The organism is Fodinibius sp. GM21, from assembly GCF_058386955.1.
Genome location: NZ_JBYEIQ010000005.1, coordinates 14,331 through 29,072, shown reverse-complemented (window position 1 = coordinate 29,072; position 14,742 = coordinate 14,331). Strand labels below are relative to the sequence as shown.

General features: G+C 42.2%; 17 protein-coding genes. 11 read left to right on the top strand and 6 right to left on the bottom strand.

Translation table 11 applies throughout. From position 1 onward, the window contains the following. Nucleotides 1–106: 106 nt before the first annotated feature. On the bottom strand, nucleotides 107–1,954 hold the full coding sequence (locus ACT3IB_RS13125; protein ID WP_491539478.1) for an adenylate/guanylate cyclase domain-containing protein: 1,848 nt from the start codon (nucleotides 1,952–1,954) through the stop codon (nucleotides 107–109). A 136-nt stretch (nucleotides 1,955–2,090) separates the two neighbouring features. Between ACT3IB_RS13125 and ndk the strand changes: the two genes are divergently transcribed. Then, a complete protein-coding gene (gene ndk / locus ACT3IB_RS13120; RefSeq protein ID WP_491539477.1) occupies nucleotides 2,091–2,522 on the top strand; it encodes a nucleoside-diphosphate kinase in 432 nt (143 codons plus the stop codon). A gap of 76 nt (nucleotides 2,523–2,598) precedes the next feature. Continuing rightward, on the top strand, nucleotides 2,599–3,768 hold the full coding sequence (locus ACT3IB_RS13115) for an exo-beta-N-acetylmuramidase NamZ family protein (RefSeq protein ID WP_491539476.1): 1,170 nt from the start codon (nucleotides 2,599–2,601) through the stop codon (nucleotides 3,766–3,768). A 3-nt stretch (nucleotides 3,769–3,771) separates the two neighbouring features. On the opposite strand, the gene rlmB is transcribed toward ACT3IB_RS13115, so the two are convergent. Further along, a complete protein-coding gene (rlmB, locus tag ACT3IB_RS13110; RefSeq protein WP_491539475.1) occupies nucleotides 3,772–4,521 on the bottom strand; it encodes a 23S rRNA (guanosine(2251)-2'-O)-methyltransferase RlmB in 750 nt (249 codons plus the stop codon). Between the two features lie 77 nt (nucleotides 4,522–4,598). Between rlmB and ACT3IB_RS13105 the strand changes: the two genes are divergently transcribed. The 3 genes from ACT3IB_RS13105 (at nucleotide 4,599) to ACT3IB_RS13095 (ending at nucleotide 6,154) form a co-directional block, all read left to right on the top strand. Next, the gene (locus ACT3IB_RS13105) at nucleotides 4,599–4,946 is read left to right on the top strand and encodes a hypothetical protein (RefSeq protein WP_491539474.1); all 348 of its coding nucleotides are present in this window, start codon (nucleotides 4,599–4,601) and stop codon (nucleotides 4,944–4,946) included. A 1-nt stretch (nucleotide 4,947) separates the two neighbouring features. Then, nucleotides 4,948–5,280 (top strand): hypothetical protein, encoded by a 333-nt coding sequence (locus ACT3IB_RS13100; RefSeq protein ID WP_491539473.1) that lies wholly within the window; start codon nucleotides 4,948–4,950, stop codon nucleotides 5,278–5,280. A 64-nt stretch (nucleotides 5,281–5,344) separates the two neighbouring features. Further along, nucleotides 5,345–6,154, top strand: a complete 810-nt coding sequence (locus tag ACT3IB_RS13095; protein WP_491539472.1) for a glycerophosphodiester phosphodiesterase — start codon at nucleotides 5,345–5,347, stop codon at nucleotides 6,152–6,154. A gap of 15 nt (nucleotides 6,155–6,169) precedes the next feature. On the opposite strand, the gene ACT3IB_RS13090 is transcribed toward ACT3IB_RS13095, so the two are convergent. Genes ACT3IB_RS13090 through ACT3IB_RS13075 form a run of 4 tightly spaced genes read right to left on the bottom strand, consistent with a single transcriptional unit; the run spans nucleotide 6,170 to nucleotide 8,290 of the window. Then, a complete protein-coding gene (locus ACT3IB_RS13090; RefSeq protein WP_491539471.1) occupies nucleotides 6,170–6,589 on the bottom strand; it encodes a secondary thiamine-phosphate synthase enzyme YjbQ in 420 nt (139 codons plus the stop codon). A 1-nt stretch (nucleotide 6,590) separates the two neighbouring features. Further along, entirely contained in the window at nucleotides 6,591–7,421 is an 831-nt protein-coding gene (locus tag ACT3IB_RS13085) for an alpha/beta hydrolase (protein WP_491539470.1), read from the bottom strand. A gap of 42 nt (nucleotides 7,422–7,463) precedes the next feature. Then, nucleotides 7,464–8,006: an RNA 2',3'-cyclic phosphodiesterase gene (gene thpR / locus ACT3IB_RS13080; RefSeq protein ID WP_491539469.1), complete on the bottom strand. Its 543-nt coding sequence runs from the start codon at nucleotides 8,004–8,006 to the stop codon at nucleotides 7,464–7,466. 8 nt (nucleotides 8,007–8,014) lie between these two features. Further along, on the bottom strand, nucleotides 8,015–8,290 hold the full coding sequence (locus tag ACT3IB_RS13075; protein ID WP_491539468.1) for an acylphosphatase: 276 nt from the start codon (nucleotides 8,288–8,290) through the stop codon (nucleotides 8,015–8,017). A 171-nt stretch (nucleotides 8,291–8,461) separates the two neighbouring features. Between ACT3IB_RS13075 and ACT3IB_RS13070 the strand changes: the two genes are divergently transcribed. From ACT3IB_RS13070 to ACT3IB_RS13045, 6 genes are all read left to right on the top strand, one after another. After that, nucleotides 8,462–9,400 carry a hydrogen peroxide-inducible genes activator gene (locus ACT3IB_RS13070; RefSeq protein ID WP_491539467.1) on the top strand — a complete coding sequence of 313 codons (939 nt, stop codon included), beginning with the start codon at nucleotides 8,462–8,464 and terminating at the stop codon, nucleotides 9,398–9,400. A gap of 84 nt (nucleotides 9,401–9,484) precedes the next feature. Then, the gene (locus ACT3IB_RS13065) at nucleotides 9,485–10,432 is read left to right on the top strand and encodes a TerC family protein (RefSeq protein ID WP_491539466.1); all 948 of its coding nucleotides are present in this window, start codon (nucleotides 9,485–9,487) and stop codon (nucleotides 10,430–10,432) included. Nucleotides 10,433–10,441: 9 nt separating this feature from the next. After that, nucleotides 10,442–10,879: a hypothetical protein gene (locus ACT3IB_RS13060; RefSeq protein ID WP_491539465.1), complete on the top strand. Its 438-nt coding sequence runs from the start codon at nucleotides 10,442–10,444 to the stop codon at nucleotides 10,877–10,879. Beyond that, nucleotides 10,876–11,859, top strand: coding sequence for an MBL fold metallo-hydrolase (locus tag ACT3IB_RS13055; RefSeq protein WP_491539464.1), 984 nt, complete (start codon nucleotides 10,876–10,878; stop codon nucleotides 11,857–11,859). Before ACT3IB_RS13060 ends, ACT3IB_RS13055 begins: the two co-directional genes overlap by 4 nt. Nucleotides 11,860–11,861: 2 nt before the next feature. Beyond that, on the top strand, nucleotides 11,862–13,595 hold the full coding sequence (locus ACT3IB_RS13050) for an ATP-dependent DNA ligase (RefSeq protein WP_491539463.1): 1,734 nt from the start codon (nucleotides 11,862–11,864) through the stop codon (nucleotides 13,593–13,595). A gap of 55 nt (nucleotides 13,596–13,650) precedes the next feature. Next, nucleotides 13,651–14,604: a DNA-3-methyladenine glycosylase family protein gene (locus ACT3IB_RS13045; RefSeq protein ID WP_491539462.1), complete on the top strand. Its 954-nt coding sequence runs from the start codon at nucleotides 13,651–13,653 to the stop codon at nucleotides 14,602–14,604. Nucleotides 14,605–14,742 lie beyond the last annotated feature (138 nt).

Below are 14,742 nucleotides of genomic sequence, written 5' to 3'. Positions count from 1 at the left end.
TTTGCGTTCATATCAGATATATGGTTTTAAAAATTGTATGGACAGCAGATAAGCTACGGTAAGTAGCGGTGGCTCTCAAGCTATAAATTCAGATAAGAAAACAATCCTATATCGCCAGTCGCAGAGGGGAATCACTTATTTGAATTCGCTTAATGGAAAATGATTCTTTATCAAATCCCTTCAGGCGAATATTCATATCCTCAATTCTCTCTTTATTGTCAGACTCCTCAAGCATTTCTTGCAAGTTATACTTGCTAAATACGTTCTGAGAAATAATAAGCTCATTTTCTGATGCGTAATCCACAAACCGGGAAGCAATATTAACGGTACTACCAAAGTAATCAATCCGACTGTTAAGATTGACAGCTACACAGCTCCCGTGATGAATTCCGGCCTTTAACTGAAAATTATCGGTGAAGCGTTCGTCGTCGGATATCATTTTTTGAGCCCTTAAATATGCCCGTAAAGCCTGATCGGGCTTACAAAATACCGCCATTACCGAATCGCCAATAGTTTTAACAATAGCACCGTTCTCTTTTGAAACAACCTGATGCAAAATTTCAAAATGGTCAATGACCTGTCCCACAGCTTTGTCATCGCCTTCCTCGTTGTACATGCCCGCTGAGTCAAACAAATCGGTAAACATCAACGTCAAATTATCAACGGATATCTTCTCACCCTTGCGCAATACTTCATTGGCAAAAAGATTGCGAAACAGCTGCGAAGATGTTGCCCGGGCGGCGCTTACGCCATCCAAAGACCAGCTCTTTTGTTCAAGAGTGATCAGCTGATTTTTGTCAGTCGTATTTTCAATACTCAGGTTGGGGCTGTTTGCAATGTGAACCTCTTCACCGGTAAGTCCGGATGGACTAATATTTACATGAACCGTATCATCTCCATCCTTATCCACATGAACCATTGCGGTGCCCTTTGATTGGGTCGATCGTAAAATATATTCCCCGGATTGTAAATCTGTCATTAAATAACGCTTTTGGCCTGGCTTGAGATACTGCTGGATCACCACGTGTGACTTCTGCTGAGGTCCACGCGTACAATATTCATCCTTATTTATTTTTCGGATGAGCGGATGCGGTGTAAAACTAAGTTGAACCGTTTTATTAAAATTAACCTTGAATTCCTGCTCACACTCATCACAATAGATCGGCTCATGAATCTGGTTCAAGGTTTTTACTGATTCTTGAACACCCCTGCAGGAAGGGCAATACAAATCCCAATTAAAATTTAACAGATTGGCTTTAGCAGCATGGATAAAAACCTCAAAAACCTTTTCCTTAGATAATCCCCACTGTTCTGCAAGTTTGGGTGGAGAAATTTGACGCAGCTCCAAGTCATCGGCGCGGCGAATAAACTCAATCAACCGTTCTAGTACCACGGCATCAACCTGGCTATTATGCAACTCTTCTTTAATTTGGCGTAGCCGCTTTTCACCACCCCGAACCAGTCCCTTTTTCTTGGCAATTTGATAATTTTGACGATTACTTATAGCTAACTGGTCATAGGTATCTATTACACTTTTAAAACGTCGCTTCACCAACGTCTTAAGTTTTAATGTTGTCCAAAATGAAAGGAGTTTATTTCTAGGAATAGCCCAAAGCTTAACCATTAACCGGGTGCCCTTTTCATTTTCCTTTAAGTCAACCTGTATTTTCAAATCCTTGTAGGCCCCCGACTGGTAATGTCGAACCATACCAAAGCGAAATGGATATTCCCACTCAAAAGGCTCTTCCTCCCACACCTCATAACGGTTGATACCATTATAGGATAGCTGAATCAAATCCTGATCTACCGACTGTGTAATATGAACCTTCTGGATACTAGGCTGATTTAAATCCTTAAACAAGCGATTGATATCCGTAATAAATGGCCAAATCTCTTGCGGAAGAGCATTGACCTGCCAGCTCCAAGATAATTGTACCGTTTTATGATTCACCATTTATCTGTAGATATTTATAAACAAAAAAGTTCTGCACAATCGACTTCGTGAATTAGTGCAGTAAGCGTTATATTTACGTCCTTTATTTAAAAGAGCATAGAAATACTAATCTGTTACAAATCTTTAAATTCATTTTATGGCAGTAGAACGAACACTCACGATCCTAAAACCAGATTGCGTACGAAAAAATCTAATTGGCGAAGTTACAAGCCGTATCCAAGAAGCCGGCTTTCGCATTGTTGCGATGAAAATGACTCGTCTGACCAAAGATACCGCAGGCGGATTTTATGCTGTTCACAAAGAACGTCCATTCTTCGATGAGCTTGTTGAATTTATGAGCAGCGGTCCCTGCGTGCCCATGATTCTCGAGAAAGAAAATGCTATTGAAGATTTTCGCGAATTTATTGGTGCTACCGATCCCAGCGAAGCTGAAGAAGGAACCATCCGCGCCGACTTTGCAGACAGTGTAGGCGAAAATATCATTCATGGTTCCGACTCAGTAGAAAATGGTAAAAAAGAAGCTGCTTATTTCTTTTCTGAATCTGAGGTAGTTGCTAATAAAGCCTAGCACAAGTTTCGAGGATATGCGAGCTGCAACTTTCCTTCTTACCGTTTGTGCGTGTCTAACTTTATTGGGCTGCAATTTGACCCAATCCCAGCCAACCGTAAAAGTAGGTGCTCATGTCTTGCTTCACCATCATCTTGATGAGCTCGAAGGCAAACGCGTGGGCTTAGTGATGAATCCAACTGCCCGCGTTGAAGGCTCGCATATGCTTGATACCTTAGTTGCTCGTGATATAAACGTCACTGCACTTTTTGCTCCTGAACACGGTTTCCGAGGCGACGTTGGAGCCGGAGAAACTATAGAAGACGGCATTGACCAGTCTACCGGTCTGCCTGTTTTTTCGCTTTACGGAAAAAACCGCACACCCACCTCCGAAATGCTTGAAAAGGTAGATATCCTGCTTTTCGATATTCAGGATGTTGGGGCCCGATTCTATACCTATAATGCTACACTAGGTAATATCATCGAAGCAGCGGCTGCCCAAAATATTCCCGTCTGGATTTTAGATCGTCCTAATCCCGCCGGCAACCTAATTTCAGGATGGATGATGCAGGAGAAACACCAAACATTTGTGGGCAAATATCCCATTCCGATGGTACATGGGATGACGCTCGGAGAACTGGCTAAAATGATGGTGGGTCAACAATGGATTAAAAATCCAGAACAAGCAACTGTTCGGATCATTCCCATGGAAGGATGGAATCGTTCCATGAAATGGCCTGACACAGGTCTTGATTGGATTCCACCTTCTCCCAACCTGCCCACTTTTTTTCATGCATATGTATATTTGGGGACCGTCCTTTTTGAGGGAACAACAATGTCTGAAGGTCGCGGAACCAATGACCCCTTTTTGCGAATAGGATCCCCGCAAACCAAACTGACCACTTCACATATAGCCCAGCTTCGCCGACAATTTGCCGGCGTCAACATTGAACGGCGCTCTTTTACTCCGGAATCTATTCCAGGCAAAGCATCCAACCCCAAATTTGAGGGCAAACGATGTCACGGTATTGCTATACAAGTAACTGATCCCAATGCCTTTAACCCCGTTGCACTCGGAGCTGAACTTTTAACGACACTACTTGAAGCAACCCCTAATGCCTCACTTAATGATTATATGCCCAAACTCAGCGGTGTTGATAATCCATTTTTACAAGAGCAGCTAAAAGACGATTTATACCTCAAAAAATGGGGGAAATCAGCTCAAGAATTCAAAGAGAAGCGCAAGCAATATCTTCTCTACAAATAATATTTAGCCCTGCACTTTCCGTTTCCATTCATAACAAAGAAGAGCAGCACTAACCGAAGCATTTAGCGACTCCACATTATTTTCCATGGGAATATGAAATTTATAATCGCAGTGTTCTAAGGTTTTTTCGCTAATACCACTACCTTCATTCCCAATGACAAATGCCAGCGGTCGATCGACCTCCAAATCCCATAACTCTTTATCACCGTTCATATCCAGTCCGCCGATCCAAAAACCTTCATCTTTTAGCTTCATGATGGATTGGTTCAGATTACCAACGCGAACAACTGGGATGCGACCCACTGTCCCGGCCGATGTTTTATGAACAGTAGCATTGATTGGAGCTTGGCGATGTTTGGGAACCAAGACAGCCGATATTCCCGCTGCCGCTGCTGTTCGGAGCATAGCTCCCAAGTTTCCGGGATCCTCAATTTCATCCAGCAGCAGAACAGCCGGATAGTCAGAGGTATCAACGGTATCGAGCCAATTTCCAAAATCCTGATATGATATTTGGCTCATCAGTGCTACTACACCCTGATCATTTACGGTTCCCACAAGGTCGTGAAGTTTAGAACCGGGAACATGCGAAATGGGTATACGATGTTGAGATGCTAAATTAAAAATCTCTGAGAGCTGAGAATCGTGTAGTGAATCGCGAACAAAAATCTTTTGCATGCGTTCGGCTTCATTCCTCAAGGCCTCAAGAATTGAGTTGCGACCATAAACATAAATATTTGTATCACTTTCTGACATAGTAATTCAGGAATTGAAATATTAATAATTTCGTTTAACTTATAAGTACTTAACGATTTATTAAAAACGGTTTACCTATGAAAGATAAGAACCCAAACGATGATTCTTTTCCATCTTCTGAATCGTCCAATATAAAGGATTCCATACATAATTCTGCCATTTCTCACTATGTAGAAGAAACACACTCACTCTCAACATTCTACATGATTGCTGCCATATCACAGATATTTTTAGGATTGGCAGTTGTTACGGTTTCCGTCTTGGGACTTATCCAACCGCATTGGCTATCCACCGGCTTAATTATGGTTGCCAGTGTAACAACTATGATTGGTTTCTATCTCATATATATTACCGTTTCCAAGAAGAATAATCGCAATTCATTGTTGCGCAACGCTATGCAGCGGATCATGCAACACAAAAATTGATATGACAGATTTTAGCGATTCTGACACGCAGGAACGACTTCAATCTTACCTTACCGTACACCTTAAGAAAGACGAACTTTCACTATCCGAAAGCAATAAAATAGATGCCCTTCATAAGAAAAAGCGGAATAAGTGGATTCAACTTGCCGTAAATATTGCCGCCATCCTGTTTTTTGGATATTCCTTCTATTTTGATATCACTCAGCTCGGCCAAACTTTTTTCATTATCATTTTTGGTGTTTTTGCAATCAATGTGGGATTAATATTCTATCAAAAGAATCAAATTGATGAGCTGCTGGATTACCTTCAATGGAAAATACAGCATGAGAATTAAGCTTCTCTGTCTTATCTTGGCTGTTGGTTCTTTTGCAACTGTTAACTGCTTAGCACAATCGTCTATGATGCAAAAACATAATTTACCCGTACTTTATAATGATGATGGGGATGAGTTTATTATCATCGCCCACCGTGGTGCCAGCGCTTACTACCCCGAGAATACGATGATCGCCTTTGAAAAAGCTGTTGAAATGGGTGCTGAGATGATTGAGCTGGATGTTATGTTGAGTAAAGACGGCGTGCCAATCGTTTTTCATGATGCTAAGCTTAATCGGCACACCAACGGCAACAGCTATGTTAAATATTATACACTCAAAGAGCTAAAGAAATTAGATGCCGGTTCATGGTTCAATCCAAAATTTTCCGATCAGAAAATTCCAACACTGGAAGAAGTACTTCATTTTGCATCGGGTAAAATTGCGCTCAATATTGAGATTAAAACCGAAGCAGTTTCTGATCAGATCAAAAATGGAATAGAAGAGAAAGTCCTTCAGCTCGTCAAAGAGCATGGTATGCAAAAGCATGTGCTTTTTTCCAGTTTTGATTATCGAGCCGTTCGTCATTTCAAAAGATTAGACCCGAATATTCCCGTAGCATTGCTCTACGAGAAAAGTCAATCAAGCCGACTACTGCCGCATCAACTCGTTGAAAAATATAATGTTGATGCTTTCAACTGTAGCTATCGACAGCTAAAAAAGAAATGGATCACTGATATTAACAAGTTTAATATTCCGGCATTTATATATACCGTAGATAGCAAAAGACGGATGCAAAAACTTATTACCGGAGGGATTACCGGAATTTTCACGAATAAACCGGACCTTCTGAAATCTGTTGTGCAAAGCTATCATCTGAATAGCACAACAAATTAGCACGCTTTTTTTAGCTTATTTCCCCAACGCCTGTAAAAAAATCCTGCGGTCCCTCGATTTATTGTCATGATTTATAATCACGATCTGCTGCCACGTTCCTAGGACCGGTTGACCATTGTGCAGGGGTACCGTTACTCCCGGCCCCATCATTGTTGCCCGCATATGCGAAAACCCGTTGTCATCACCCCAGGTTTCGCCGTGACGTGTTGTCTGATCGTGTGGAGCAAATTCTTCCAGCTTATCTTTCATATCTTGCACCAACGCTGGCTCAAATTCTATTGTTGATATAGAAGCCGTAGAACCTATTGGAAAAATATGGATAAGTCCCTCTGAAAATCCGCTTTGCTCAGCAAATTGCGTTACCTCTTCTGTGATGTTTTTGATATCCGAAAACCCCTCGGCTCCAATCGTAATCTCCTTGCTAATGATATCCATATCACTTATTTCTTACATTATTATTTAAAAACTCCTGCAGTGCCGTGCGATATTTCTCCCCTGTTTCCCAGAATCCGGAACCGTGCGATCCGTTAAGTTCCACGAATGTTTTGGGTTTATTGGCCGCTTCAAATAGTATTTTCCCGTGCTGATACGGAATAATTTCATCATCCTTGCTATGAGCCATAAATAGTGGCGACACAATCTGCTTGATATTTGCAAGCGTGTTGTAGTCATATTGGATGATGGTGCGCACCGGCAGCCAGGGATACAGATCAGATCCCAAATCTGCCGCGGAAGTAAAGGTAGATTCCAGAAGGGTAGCAGCCGGTTTTTTTTGTACAGCAAGCCATGAGGCAACAGCCCCGCCCAGCGAACGTCCCATGATCACAATGTTGTCATTTTGCTCATCTCTTTCTGACACTAAATAATTCCAGGCCGCTTGGCCATCGTAATAGGTTCCCTGCTCACTGGGACGCCCCTCACTTTTTCCATATCCCCGGTAGTCAAAAATAAAAATGTTGAGTCCCAAATCATGCAACAATTGGATCGTTTGTAAGCGACCTGAAATATTACCCGCATTACCATGGAAATATAACACGGTGGAATTACTACCATTGGGGATGTACCAACCATGTAGACTTATTCCATCCTCCGTTTTAAATGTAACATCCTGATATGATAGTCCAACATCTTCGGGGGTAAGAGTGATCGATTTTTGAGGATAATAAATCATTTGTGACTGGAGCAAGTACATCATAGCAACCAGCAACAGATATCCCACAACAACACCCAATAGAATCCATAAAAATGACTGCACAATTCGTAACATTAGTTAGTTGAATTGGAAGTAATAAATCAAAAATAACAAAACCTATTCATCCGATTTCAGAAAATAGGTTTGCAATCGGTGATGACGTGCTCCATCAGGATGCAATTTACTCTCATATAGTGCAAATTCATTAACTAGAATATCCCGAAGAACAAATGGTTCATGCTGATTTATATATGAAGTAACCGCTTTTTTGGGCGTATTTTTTGTTCGACCTATCGTAACATGGGGTTTATAAGGTCGGGGTTCGGGAGCAATTCCATTTTTCTCACAGCGGTGTTCCACTTTTTTATGCAGCTCCTGAAGGTTTGCATTTTCTTTGATACCTGCCCACAATACTTTGGGTTGTTTACCTTCAGGAAAGTACCCAATCCCCGCGATTGTCATAGCAAAGTGCGGATGAGTAATGTTATGCAGTTCATCCCGTAACTCTCCGGCAGTAGCTTCATCAACCTCTCCCACAAATTTAATGGTCAGGTGCATCTGCCCTTGAGACTGCCATCTAATTCCATTAATGGGCTGCTGTAAGTCCAATAATTTTTGTTTGATGTTTTGCAGCAGGGGAATAGCAATAAATAAACGCATAAAAAATATTAATGATAGCGGACCTCAAATTCTTCATAATCCTCATCAGCTTCTTCAACCGTAACGTCAATATTATCTACCCGGCTGGCCCCCGGTCCCTGCTCGCAACGGTTTACCATCTCCCTGATGTGATCCATAGGTCCCGCAAAAATGGCTTCCACCCTGCCATCGGGTAGATTTTTAACCCATCCGAATACGCCTACTTCTTCAGCATTTACTTTTGCAAAATGTCGAAATCCTACTCCTTGTACCCGTCCTTCGATAAATACATGCGCCTGTTGCATAATTGATATATCTATGCTTTTTATTAAATCGTTTAACTCTCGATTGTTTAATGATTCACGGCTAATGTACTAATCTGAAAGGAAATCTCGAACTTTCACAAATAAAAGTTCTAAAGTTTGTATAATTCCGTCAAACAGATTGTCACAATTACTGCTTTGAAATAGATTATTATGACTCTTACGCAACTCAAATATATTATTGCTGTCGACCGTTACCGCCATTTTGCCACTGCTGCTGAAAAATCATATGTCACCCAGCCGACCCTCAGCATGCAGATTCACAAGCTAGAAGAAGAACTCGGGATTACCATTTTTGATCGATCCAAATCTCCTGTTATACCCACAGAAATTGGCGAAAAAATTATTGCAGAAGCCAAGAAAATCATCAAACAGTCTAAGCATATTGAAGATATTGCTACCTTAAATGATGACGAACTACGAGGCACATTTCGCATCGGAATTATCCCCACCGTTGCCCCTTATCTGCTCCCGCTCTTTTTACGCAACTTTCGACAAAAACATCCCGACGTTCGACTCATATTCGAGGAAGTGGTAACTGATGAACTTCTGGACCTGCTTAATCAGGATCACCTTGATATAGGTATTATAGCCACACCGGCCGATCGTGGTAATATTTTTGAGGAAGACCTCTATTACGAACCTTTTTTGGGCTATGTGTCGGAAGATCATCCGCTTGCAAAGAAAGATCGTCTTTCGGTGGATGATTTGGAAGTAGCCAATTTGTGGTTACTCAACGAGGGGCATTGCTTTCGCGATCAAACCGTTAAACTGTGCAAGAAATTCAGAAAAAATAATCTCGATAATCCAAAAATTGAGTTTGAAAGCGGCAATCTGGAAACACTAAAACAACTGGTTGAACAAAATTTTGGGATGACGCTTTTGCCTTACCTTGCAAAGAATCAGATCAATGCCCATTGTGCTAAAGCTCATTTACGAGAGTTTGACGATCCGGTTCCCCGTCGAAAGGTGCGCATTGTGTATGGACGCGAATACCTGAAAAAGAATATTATTGAGGCTTTCAAAGAAGAAATAATGGCGTCTATCCCCGATGTACTAAAGAAAGAGGAAGATGGGTTTTTGGTCGAATAATCTAGTCAACAGATAGCTATTAATTTTGTCAAATAATACCTACTTTTGAGGCTTATTTTTAAATCTCAAAAATAGATCTCCATCTTGGATCACTCCATTCTGCTGTGGTCGATATTCAATGTGTTCATCATTGCGATGCTCATAGTCGACCTTGTCGTACTTCACAAAGAGGATGAGCCCGTCAGTATCAAAGAAGCCCTTTACTGGACGGGTATTTGGATTGCCTTGGCACTGGTCTTTGGCATTGGGGTGTATTACTATATGGGATCCCAGACAGCTCTTGATTACTATACCGGCTACCTGATCGAAAAATCACTCAGCGTTGATAATATATTCGTCTTCCTGCTGGTTTTTACCTATTTCAAAGTTCCGGATAAATTCCAGCACAAGGTACTTTTCTGGGGAATTTTCGGAGCTCTTGTCATGCGTCTGATCTTTATCTTTACCGGTGTGGCCCTCATGGAACGTTTCCACTGGATCATTTATGTGTTTGGAGGTTTCTTGGTTTTTACCGGTATTAAACTGGCCATGGAAAAAGATAAAGAAGTCCATCCCGAACGGAACCCGATCTTAAAACTAGTCCGGCGATTTTTCCCTACCACCAAGAGCTACCACGGCTCTAAATTTTTTATTCGTAAAATGGGAAGGCTTATTGCCACGCCTCTGTTCATCGTTTTAGTGGTCATCGAAACAACCGATCTTGTCTTTGCCCTCGACTCCATTCCCGCCATCTTAGCCATTACGCGCGATGAGTTTATTATCTACAGCTCCAACGCATTTGCCATACTGGGACTTCGCGCCCTCTACTTTGCTGTCGCCGGCATCATGCGTCTTTTTCATTATCTGCACTACGGGCTTTCGCTCATTCTTGTTTTTGTTGGAGTTAAAATGCTGGTTTCTGACTTTTATCACATACCCACCCCATATGCCTTAGCATTTATTGGCGGGGCACTTGCGCTGTCGATTATTGCTTCCGTCCTATATCCCAAAGAGGAAACCCCAGTCGAAGCCGAGAATCTTCCAGACGAATAATTCGACATTATGGATTTGGAAAGCTTTTCAACAAAATGGTTTGCCCTATACTATTCGGTACTGGCTATTTCTTTGATCGGAGCGGGAGGATATCTCACTATTAAGAAGGATCAATTTGCAAGCTATTTAACCAACAAAGCGGATCATGAAAATCCACCAACCCTATTTATCAGGGTTTTAAAATACTTCTTATTTTTTACCCTTCCCGGTATCATACTTTCGTTTACCCCTTTTTCATGGATTGAACTTCTCTTTACGATTTGGAGTTTAACCGTAGTGTATATCGCAGGACTTCAGCTGGTACGGTGGGAGCAAAGTCGAACGCTCATTAAAGCCAGCCGGCAGCTGCCCGGTATCATTAAAAGAAGCGGTGCCATTATGGTGGCAGTCGGATCAGCTATATTCCTGCTGGCATACTTAGTAATCACACGACATCCAATGTCATGAATATCACCAAAGCAGGATATCACGGCATTCTGCTCCCGGATCTTAACATCGGTTTTGACTACAGCGGTACTGATACCCAGCATACCTTTATTTCGCATGCCCATGCTGATCACATGCCGCGTAATCGCAAGAGTAGCGTTTACTGTACCCCCAATACGCTAAAGCTGATGCAGCGCCGCGGATACAAAGGCGATGCAACAGTTCTGGATTTCGGCGAATCAATAGAAACTAACAGGGCACAAATTACCCTTTATCCCGCTGGACATATTCTCGGCTCTGCGATGGTATATGTAGAATCTGAGGATGGGTCCGTGCTCTATAGCGGCGACTATCGCACCCCGCCGTCTCCGGCTTCAGAGGGATTTTCCATTCCCGAGCAGGTCGATCATTTTATTACTGAAGCCACCTTTGGACTGCCTATCTACAAATGGGATTCTCACGAAAACCTCGGACAGCAAATTCGTTCCTTTGCCTCAAAATCCCTAGAAGATGGATATACCCCAATATTTTTAGCCTATAATTTAGGTAAGGCACAAGAAGTGATGCATCTGTTGGCACCACTGGGGCATAAAGTACAGATTCACGGTGCAGGATTTAAGATGTGCGATGTGTATGAAGAAGCTGATATCGATTTAGGCAATTATGAACCGTATGACAGAGATACCTGTGAGGGCAAAATTTTAATTACGACCAACGCTGCCCTAAACAGCGGCTTTGCGTCTAACGTCCAAAAAAAGCGCATAGCCTATTGCTCCGGATGGGCTACCCGTGAAGCGGCTCGTAGTCAATTGACTGTGCACAAACTCATTCCGCTTTCCGACCACCTCGATTTTTTTGAACTGATTCGCTTATGCGAAGAATTAAATCCGCAAAAAGTACACATTACCCATACTTCCAATGCCGATGTTGTTCAATATTATTTGGAAAAACGAAATATTGAGTCACGGTTTTTAGATATGGAAATGGAAGAAGATGATTAGCTATGGCTGAGAACTCTTTTCAAAAATTAGCACAGACCGCCCAACAAATCAACGAAACGCGTAGTACCAACGCGAAGATCACCTGTTGTGCTCGGTACTTTCAGTCTCTGGAAGAAGATGACTTAAAGCTTTCGGCTCAATTTTTGGGTGAAGGAGCTTTTTCATCGATCTCCGGGAAAAGAGCAACGGTGGGGAGCCGAACGTACTCAACCTGCGCAGCCGAATTCTGCGAAATTGACTATGAAAAAGTATTTAAACCGTGTAAAACTGCCTTGGGCAGTGCTTCCGAAGCTATCGAAAAGCTGATGCACAACATTGAAGCTGCTCGCAACAAACGCAAACCGGCACAATTAAGTCTCCGAGATATCGAATCGATATACGAGGATATTTACAACGTTTCCTCGCGGGCAGACAAGCAGCACATTCTTAGAAATGCCTGGAAACATATGACCCCGGTCGAAATCAAGTTCTTCATCCGAATTATGACGCGGGGATCGCTGCGTATCGGCTTTGAAACCAAAAGCGTCGTTTCTGCATTGGCCGAAACTTTCGACAAAAAAGTAGATGATGTTCGTTATGCCCACATGATTACCGGCAGTATTGGAAAAACAGCCGTGCTCTGTAAAAACGATCAACTGGATCAAGCAAATTTCAAGTTGTTCCACCCTCTTTCATTTATGCTCGCCTCCCCAATGGAGAGTCGCGCTGTTGAGAACCTGGATGGATACATAGCCGAAGAAAAATTTGACGGCATGCGGGCACAAGCTCATATCAGCGGACAACAGGTAGAGCTGTATTCTCGCGACCTCAATGACATCACCCATTCATTTCCAGAAATCGTACAGTTCTTCGTAAAAAAGGATTTGCCCGACGCAGTCCTGGATGGTGAAATATGCGTATTTAAAGACGATGAAATTCTGCCATTCCAGTTACTCCAAAAACGGATGGGACGAAAAAAACCTGGCAAAGAGATTATTGAGAAATACCCGGTCTTGTTTATCTCATATGACATGCTTTATTATGACGATTATCCCATCTTTGAGAAGAAGCTAAGGGAACGCCGCAATTTACTTACCGCATTATCGCAAACCCATAAACTCCCTATCACCAATCAATTTAAAGTTGAAGACCATGATCATCTTGATGAGCTATTTGAACGTGCATTAGCCCATGGCAATGAGGGATTAATGCTCAAAAAGGTTGACAGCACTTATGAATACGGTCAGCGTAAGAAATCATGGCTCAAAGTCAAAAAGCCGGGCGGTACGCTCGATACGGTAATGATGTATGCGCATGCCGGCTCCGGAAAACGAGGGGGATACTATTCTGATTTTACGCTGGGCATCCGGGTTGCAGAAGATGAGCGCTACGAAGAAGAGTTTATTCCCATTGGCAAGGCGTATGGCGGCTATACGGATGAAGAAATGGAACGAATAAATGAGCGTATTAAAGATTTGACCGTCGAAAAATACGGACCAACCCTGGGATTGATTCCCGAAATTGTGATTGAGCTCGAATTTGATGATATCCAGAGAAACAAACGTACAAAGGCAAATTACTCGTTGCGATTGCCTCGATTTAAGGCCATTCGTTGGGATCTAAATCCCGATGATACAGACACGCTCAAAGATGTGGAGCAATTATATCAACAGAAAATTAATAGAACACGATTGAAACAAGAAGAAAATCCATCTTTTTATATTGAGCAGATAGACCGCGAAACAAGTGGCGAATAACAAAGGTTGAAATAGTTTATATCAATATTACACTCTTAATTTTCAGTACATTATTATGAGCAACTGGACCCTTGAATCCATACCACCGCACGATTGGTTTCTTTGCCTGGATATCGATCAGTACTTCGATCATGAACACGATCCTGAAAAAGTCTTTGAAGAGGGATTTACCCGCCCTATCCCTTTGAAGGATCGGGATATCCTTGTTAGCTCTTTTTTCAATGGGGATCCGGAAAATCCCGAATTTCACTTCGAAAGTAATGCATCGTTAAGTACTGACGAAATTAAAGAAGCCAATAAAAGCTTAGCCCGTATTTTTGGCACTAACATCGATCTGCGTCCCTTATACGATCAAGCTTCCGATGATCCGGTACTGGGTCCCTTGCTTACTGAGTACTATGGATTCAAGCGGATGGCCCGCGCAAATCTGTTTGAGGATACTATTAATCGGATCATCCAAATGCGACTATCCCACAAGCCTACGGCCAAAAAAATGGTCTATAATGTGCGTAAAAACTACGGATCCCTGATTAACGCAGAAGGAGACAACCTCCCTGCCTGGCCGCGACCGCATCAGCTCATTAAGGCCACCCCAATGAGTATTCGGCAGCTCGATCCCGGGCCAACGAAAAGAAAAGGAGAATTTATTATTGGCTTTGCCGAGGATTTACTATCGGGAGAACGAGATCTCCATCACCTGGAAACTTGTCAACCAGAAGTCTTTTATAATACTATATCCAAGGTACGAGGTATTGGTCCAACTTCTGCCCAACAGCTAATGCTTTTTCGGGAACGTCCCGATGCCGTTTTCCCAAGTAACAAAAAGAAAGGAAAAGAAAAGGGACACCGGCGGTGGATTATTCTTAATTATGGTGGAGATCCGAATAATACCTCCGAAGAAGAATTTCAGGAGATGATCAAAAACTGGGAAGGATATGAATCAGCCGGACTTGAGTTTTTATTTGTTGACTGGGTTATGAGCGAGAAGGAAAAGAAACAGAAAAATTAAAACACTTTGCGTATCATCCTAAATTTGTGGTGTCCCAAATATTTGAGATTTTAACATCTATCATGCAAGATCCCGAAATAAGTTCGGGCTGACAGGATGCCATATTTATCAATCTCGTTCTACGACATTCCTCACCAC

What these genes read in the sequence shown, in the direction of transcription:
- ACT3IB_RS13095 (WP_491539472.1), top strand. Translation starts at nt 5,345, where the DNA reads ATGATGCAAAAACATAATTTACCCGTACTTTATAATGATGATGGGGAT.
- ACT3IB_RS13045 (WP_491539462.1), top strand. Translation starts at nt 13,651, where the DNA reads ATGAGCAACTGGACCCTTGAATCCATACCACCGCACGATTGGTTTCTT.
- ACT3IB_RS13085 (WP_491539470.1), bottom strand. Translation starts at nt 7,421, where the DNA reads ATGTTACGAATTGTGCAGTCATTTTTATGGATTCTATTGGGTGTTGTT.
- ACT3IB_RS13105 (WP_491539474.1), top strand. Translation starts at nt 4,599, where the DNA reads ATGAAAGATAAGAACCCAAACGATGATTCTTTTCCATCTTCTGAATCG.
- ACT3IB_RS13125 (WP_491539478.1), bottom strand. Translation starts at nt 1,954, where the DNA reads ATGGTGAATCATAAAACGGTACAATTATCTTGGAGCTGGCAGGTCAAT.
- ACT3IB_RS13055 (WP_491539464.1), top strand. Translation starts at nt 10,876, where the DNA reads ATGAATATCACCAAAGCAGGATATCACGGCATTCTGCTCCCGGATCTT.
- rlmB (WP_491539475.1), bottom strand. Translation starts at nt 4,521, where the DNA reads ATGTCAGAAAGTGATACAAATATTTATGTTTATGGTCGCAACTCAATT.
- ndk (WP_491539477.1), top strand. Translation starts at nt 2,091, where the DNA reads ATGGCAGTAGAACGAACACTCACGATCCTAAAACCAGATTGCGTACGA.
- ACT3IB_RS13075 (WP_491539468.1), bottom strand. Translation starts at nt 8,290, where the DNA reads ATGCAACAGGCGCATGTATTTATCGAAGGACGGGTACAAGGAGTAGGA.
- ACT3IB_RS13060 (WP_491539465.1), top strand. Translation starts at nt 10,442, where the DNA reads ATGGATTTGGAAAGCTTTTCAACAAAATGGTTTGCCCTATACTATTCG.
- ACT3IB_RS13050 (WP_491539463.1), top strand. Translation starts at nt 11,862, where the DNA reads ATGGCTGAGAACTCTTTTCAAAAATTAGCACAGACCGCCCAACAAATC.
- thpR (WP_491539469.1), bottom strand. Translation starts at nt 8,006, where the DNA reads ATGCGTTTATTTATTGCTATTCCCCTGCTGCAAAACATCAAACAAAAA.
- ACT3IB_RS13100 (WP_491539473.1), top strand. Translation starts at nt 4,948, where the DNA reads ATGACAGATTTTAGCGATTCTGACACGCAGGAACGACTTCAATCTTAC.
- ACT3IB_RS13090 (WP_491539471.1), bottom strand. Translation starts at nt 6,589, where the DNA reads ATGGATATCATTAGCAAGGAGATTACGATTGGAGCCGAGGGGTTTTCG.
- ACT3IB_RS13070 (WP_491539467.1), top strand. Translation starts at nt 8,462, where the DNA reads ATGACTCTTACGCAACTCAAATATATTATTGCTGTCGACCGTTACCGC.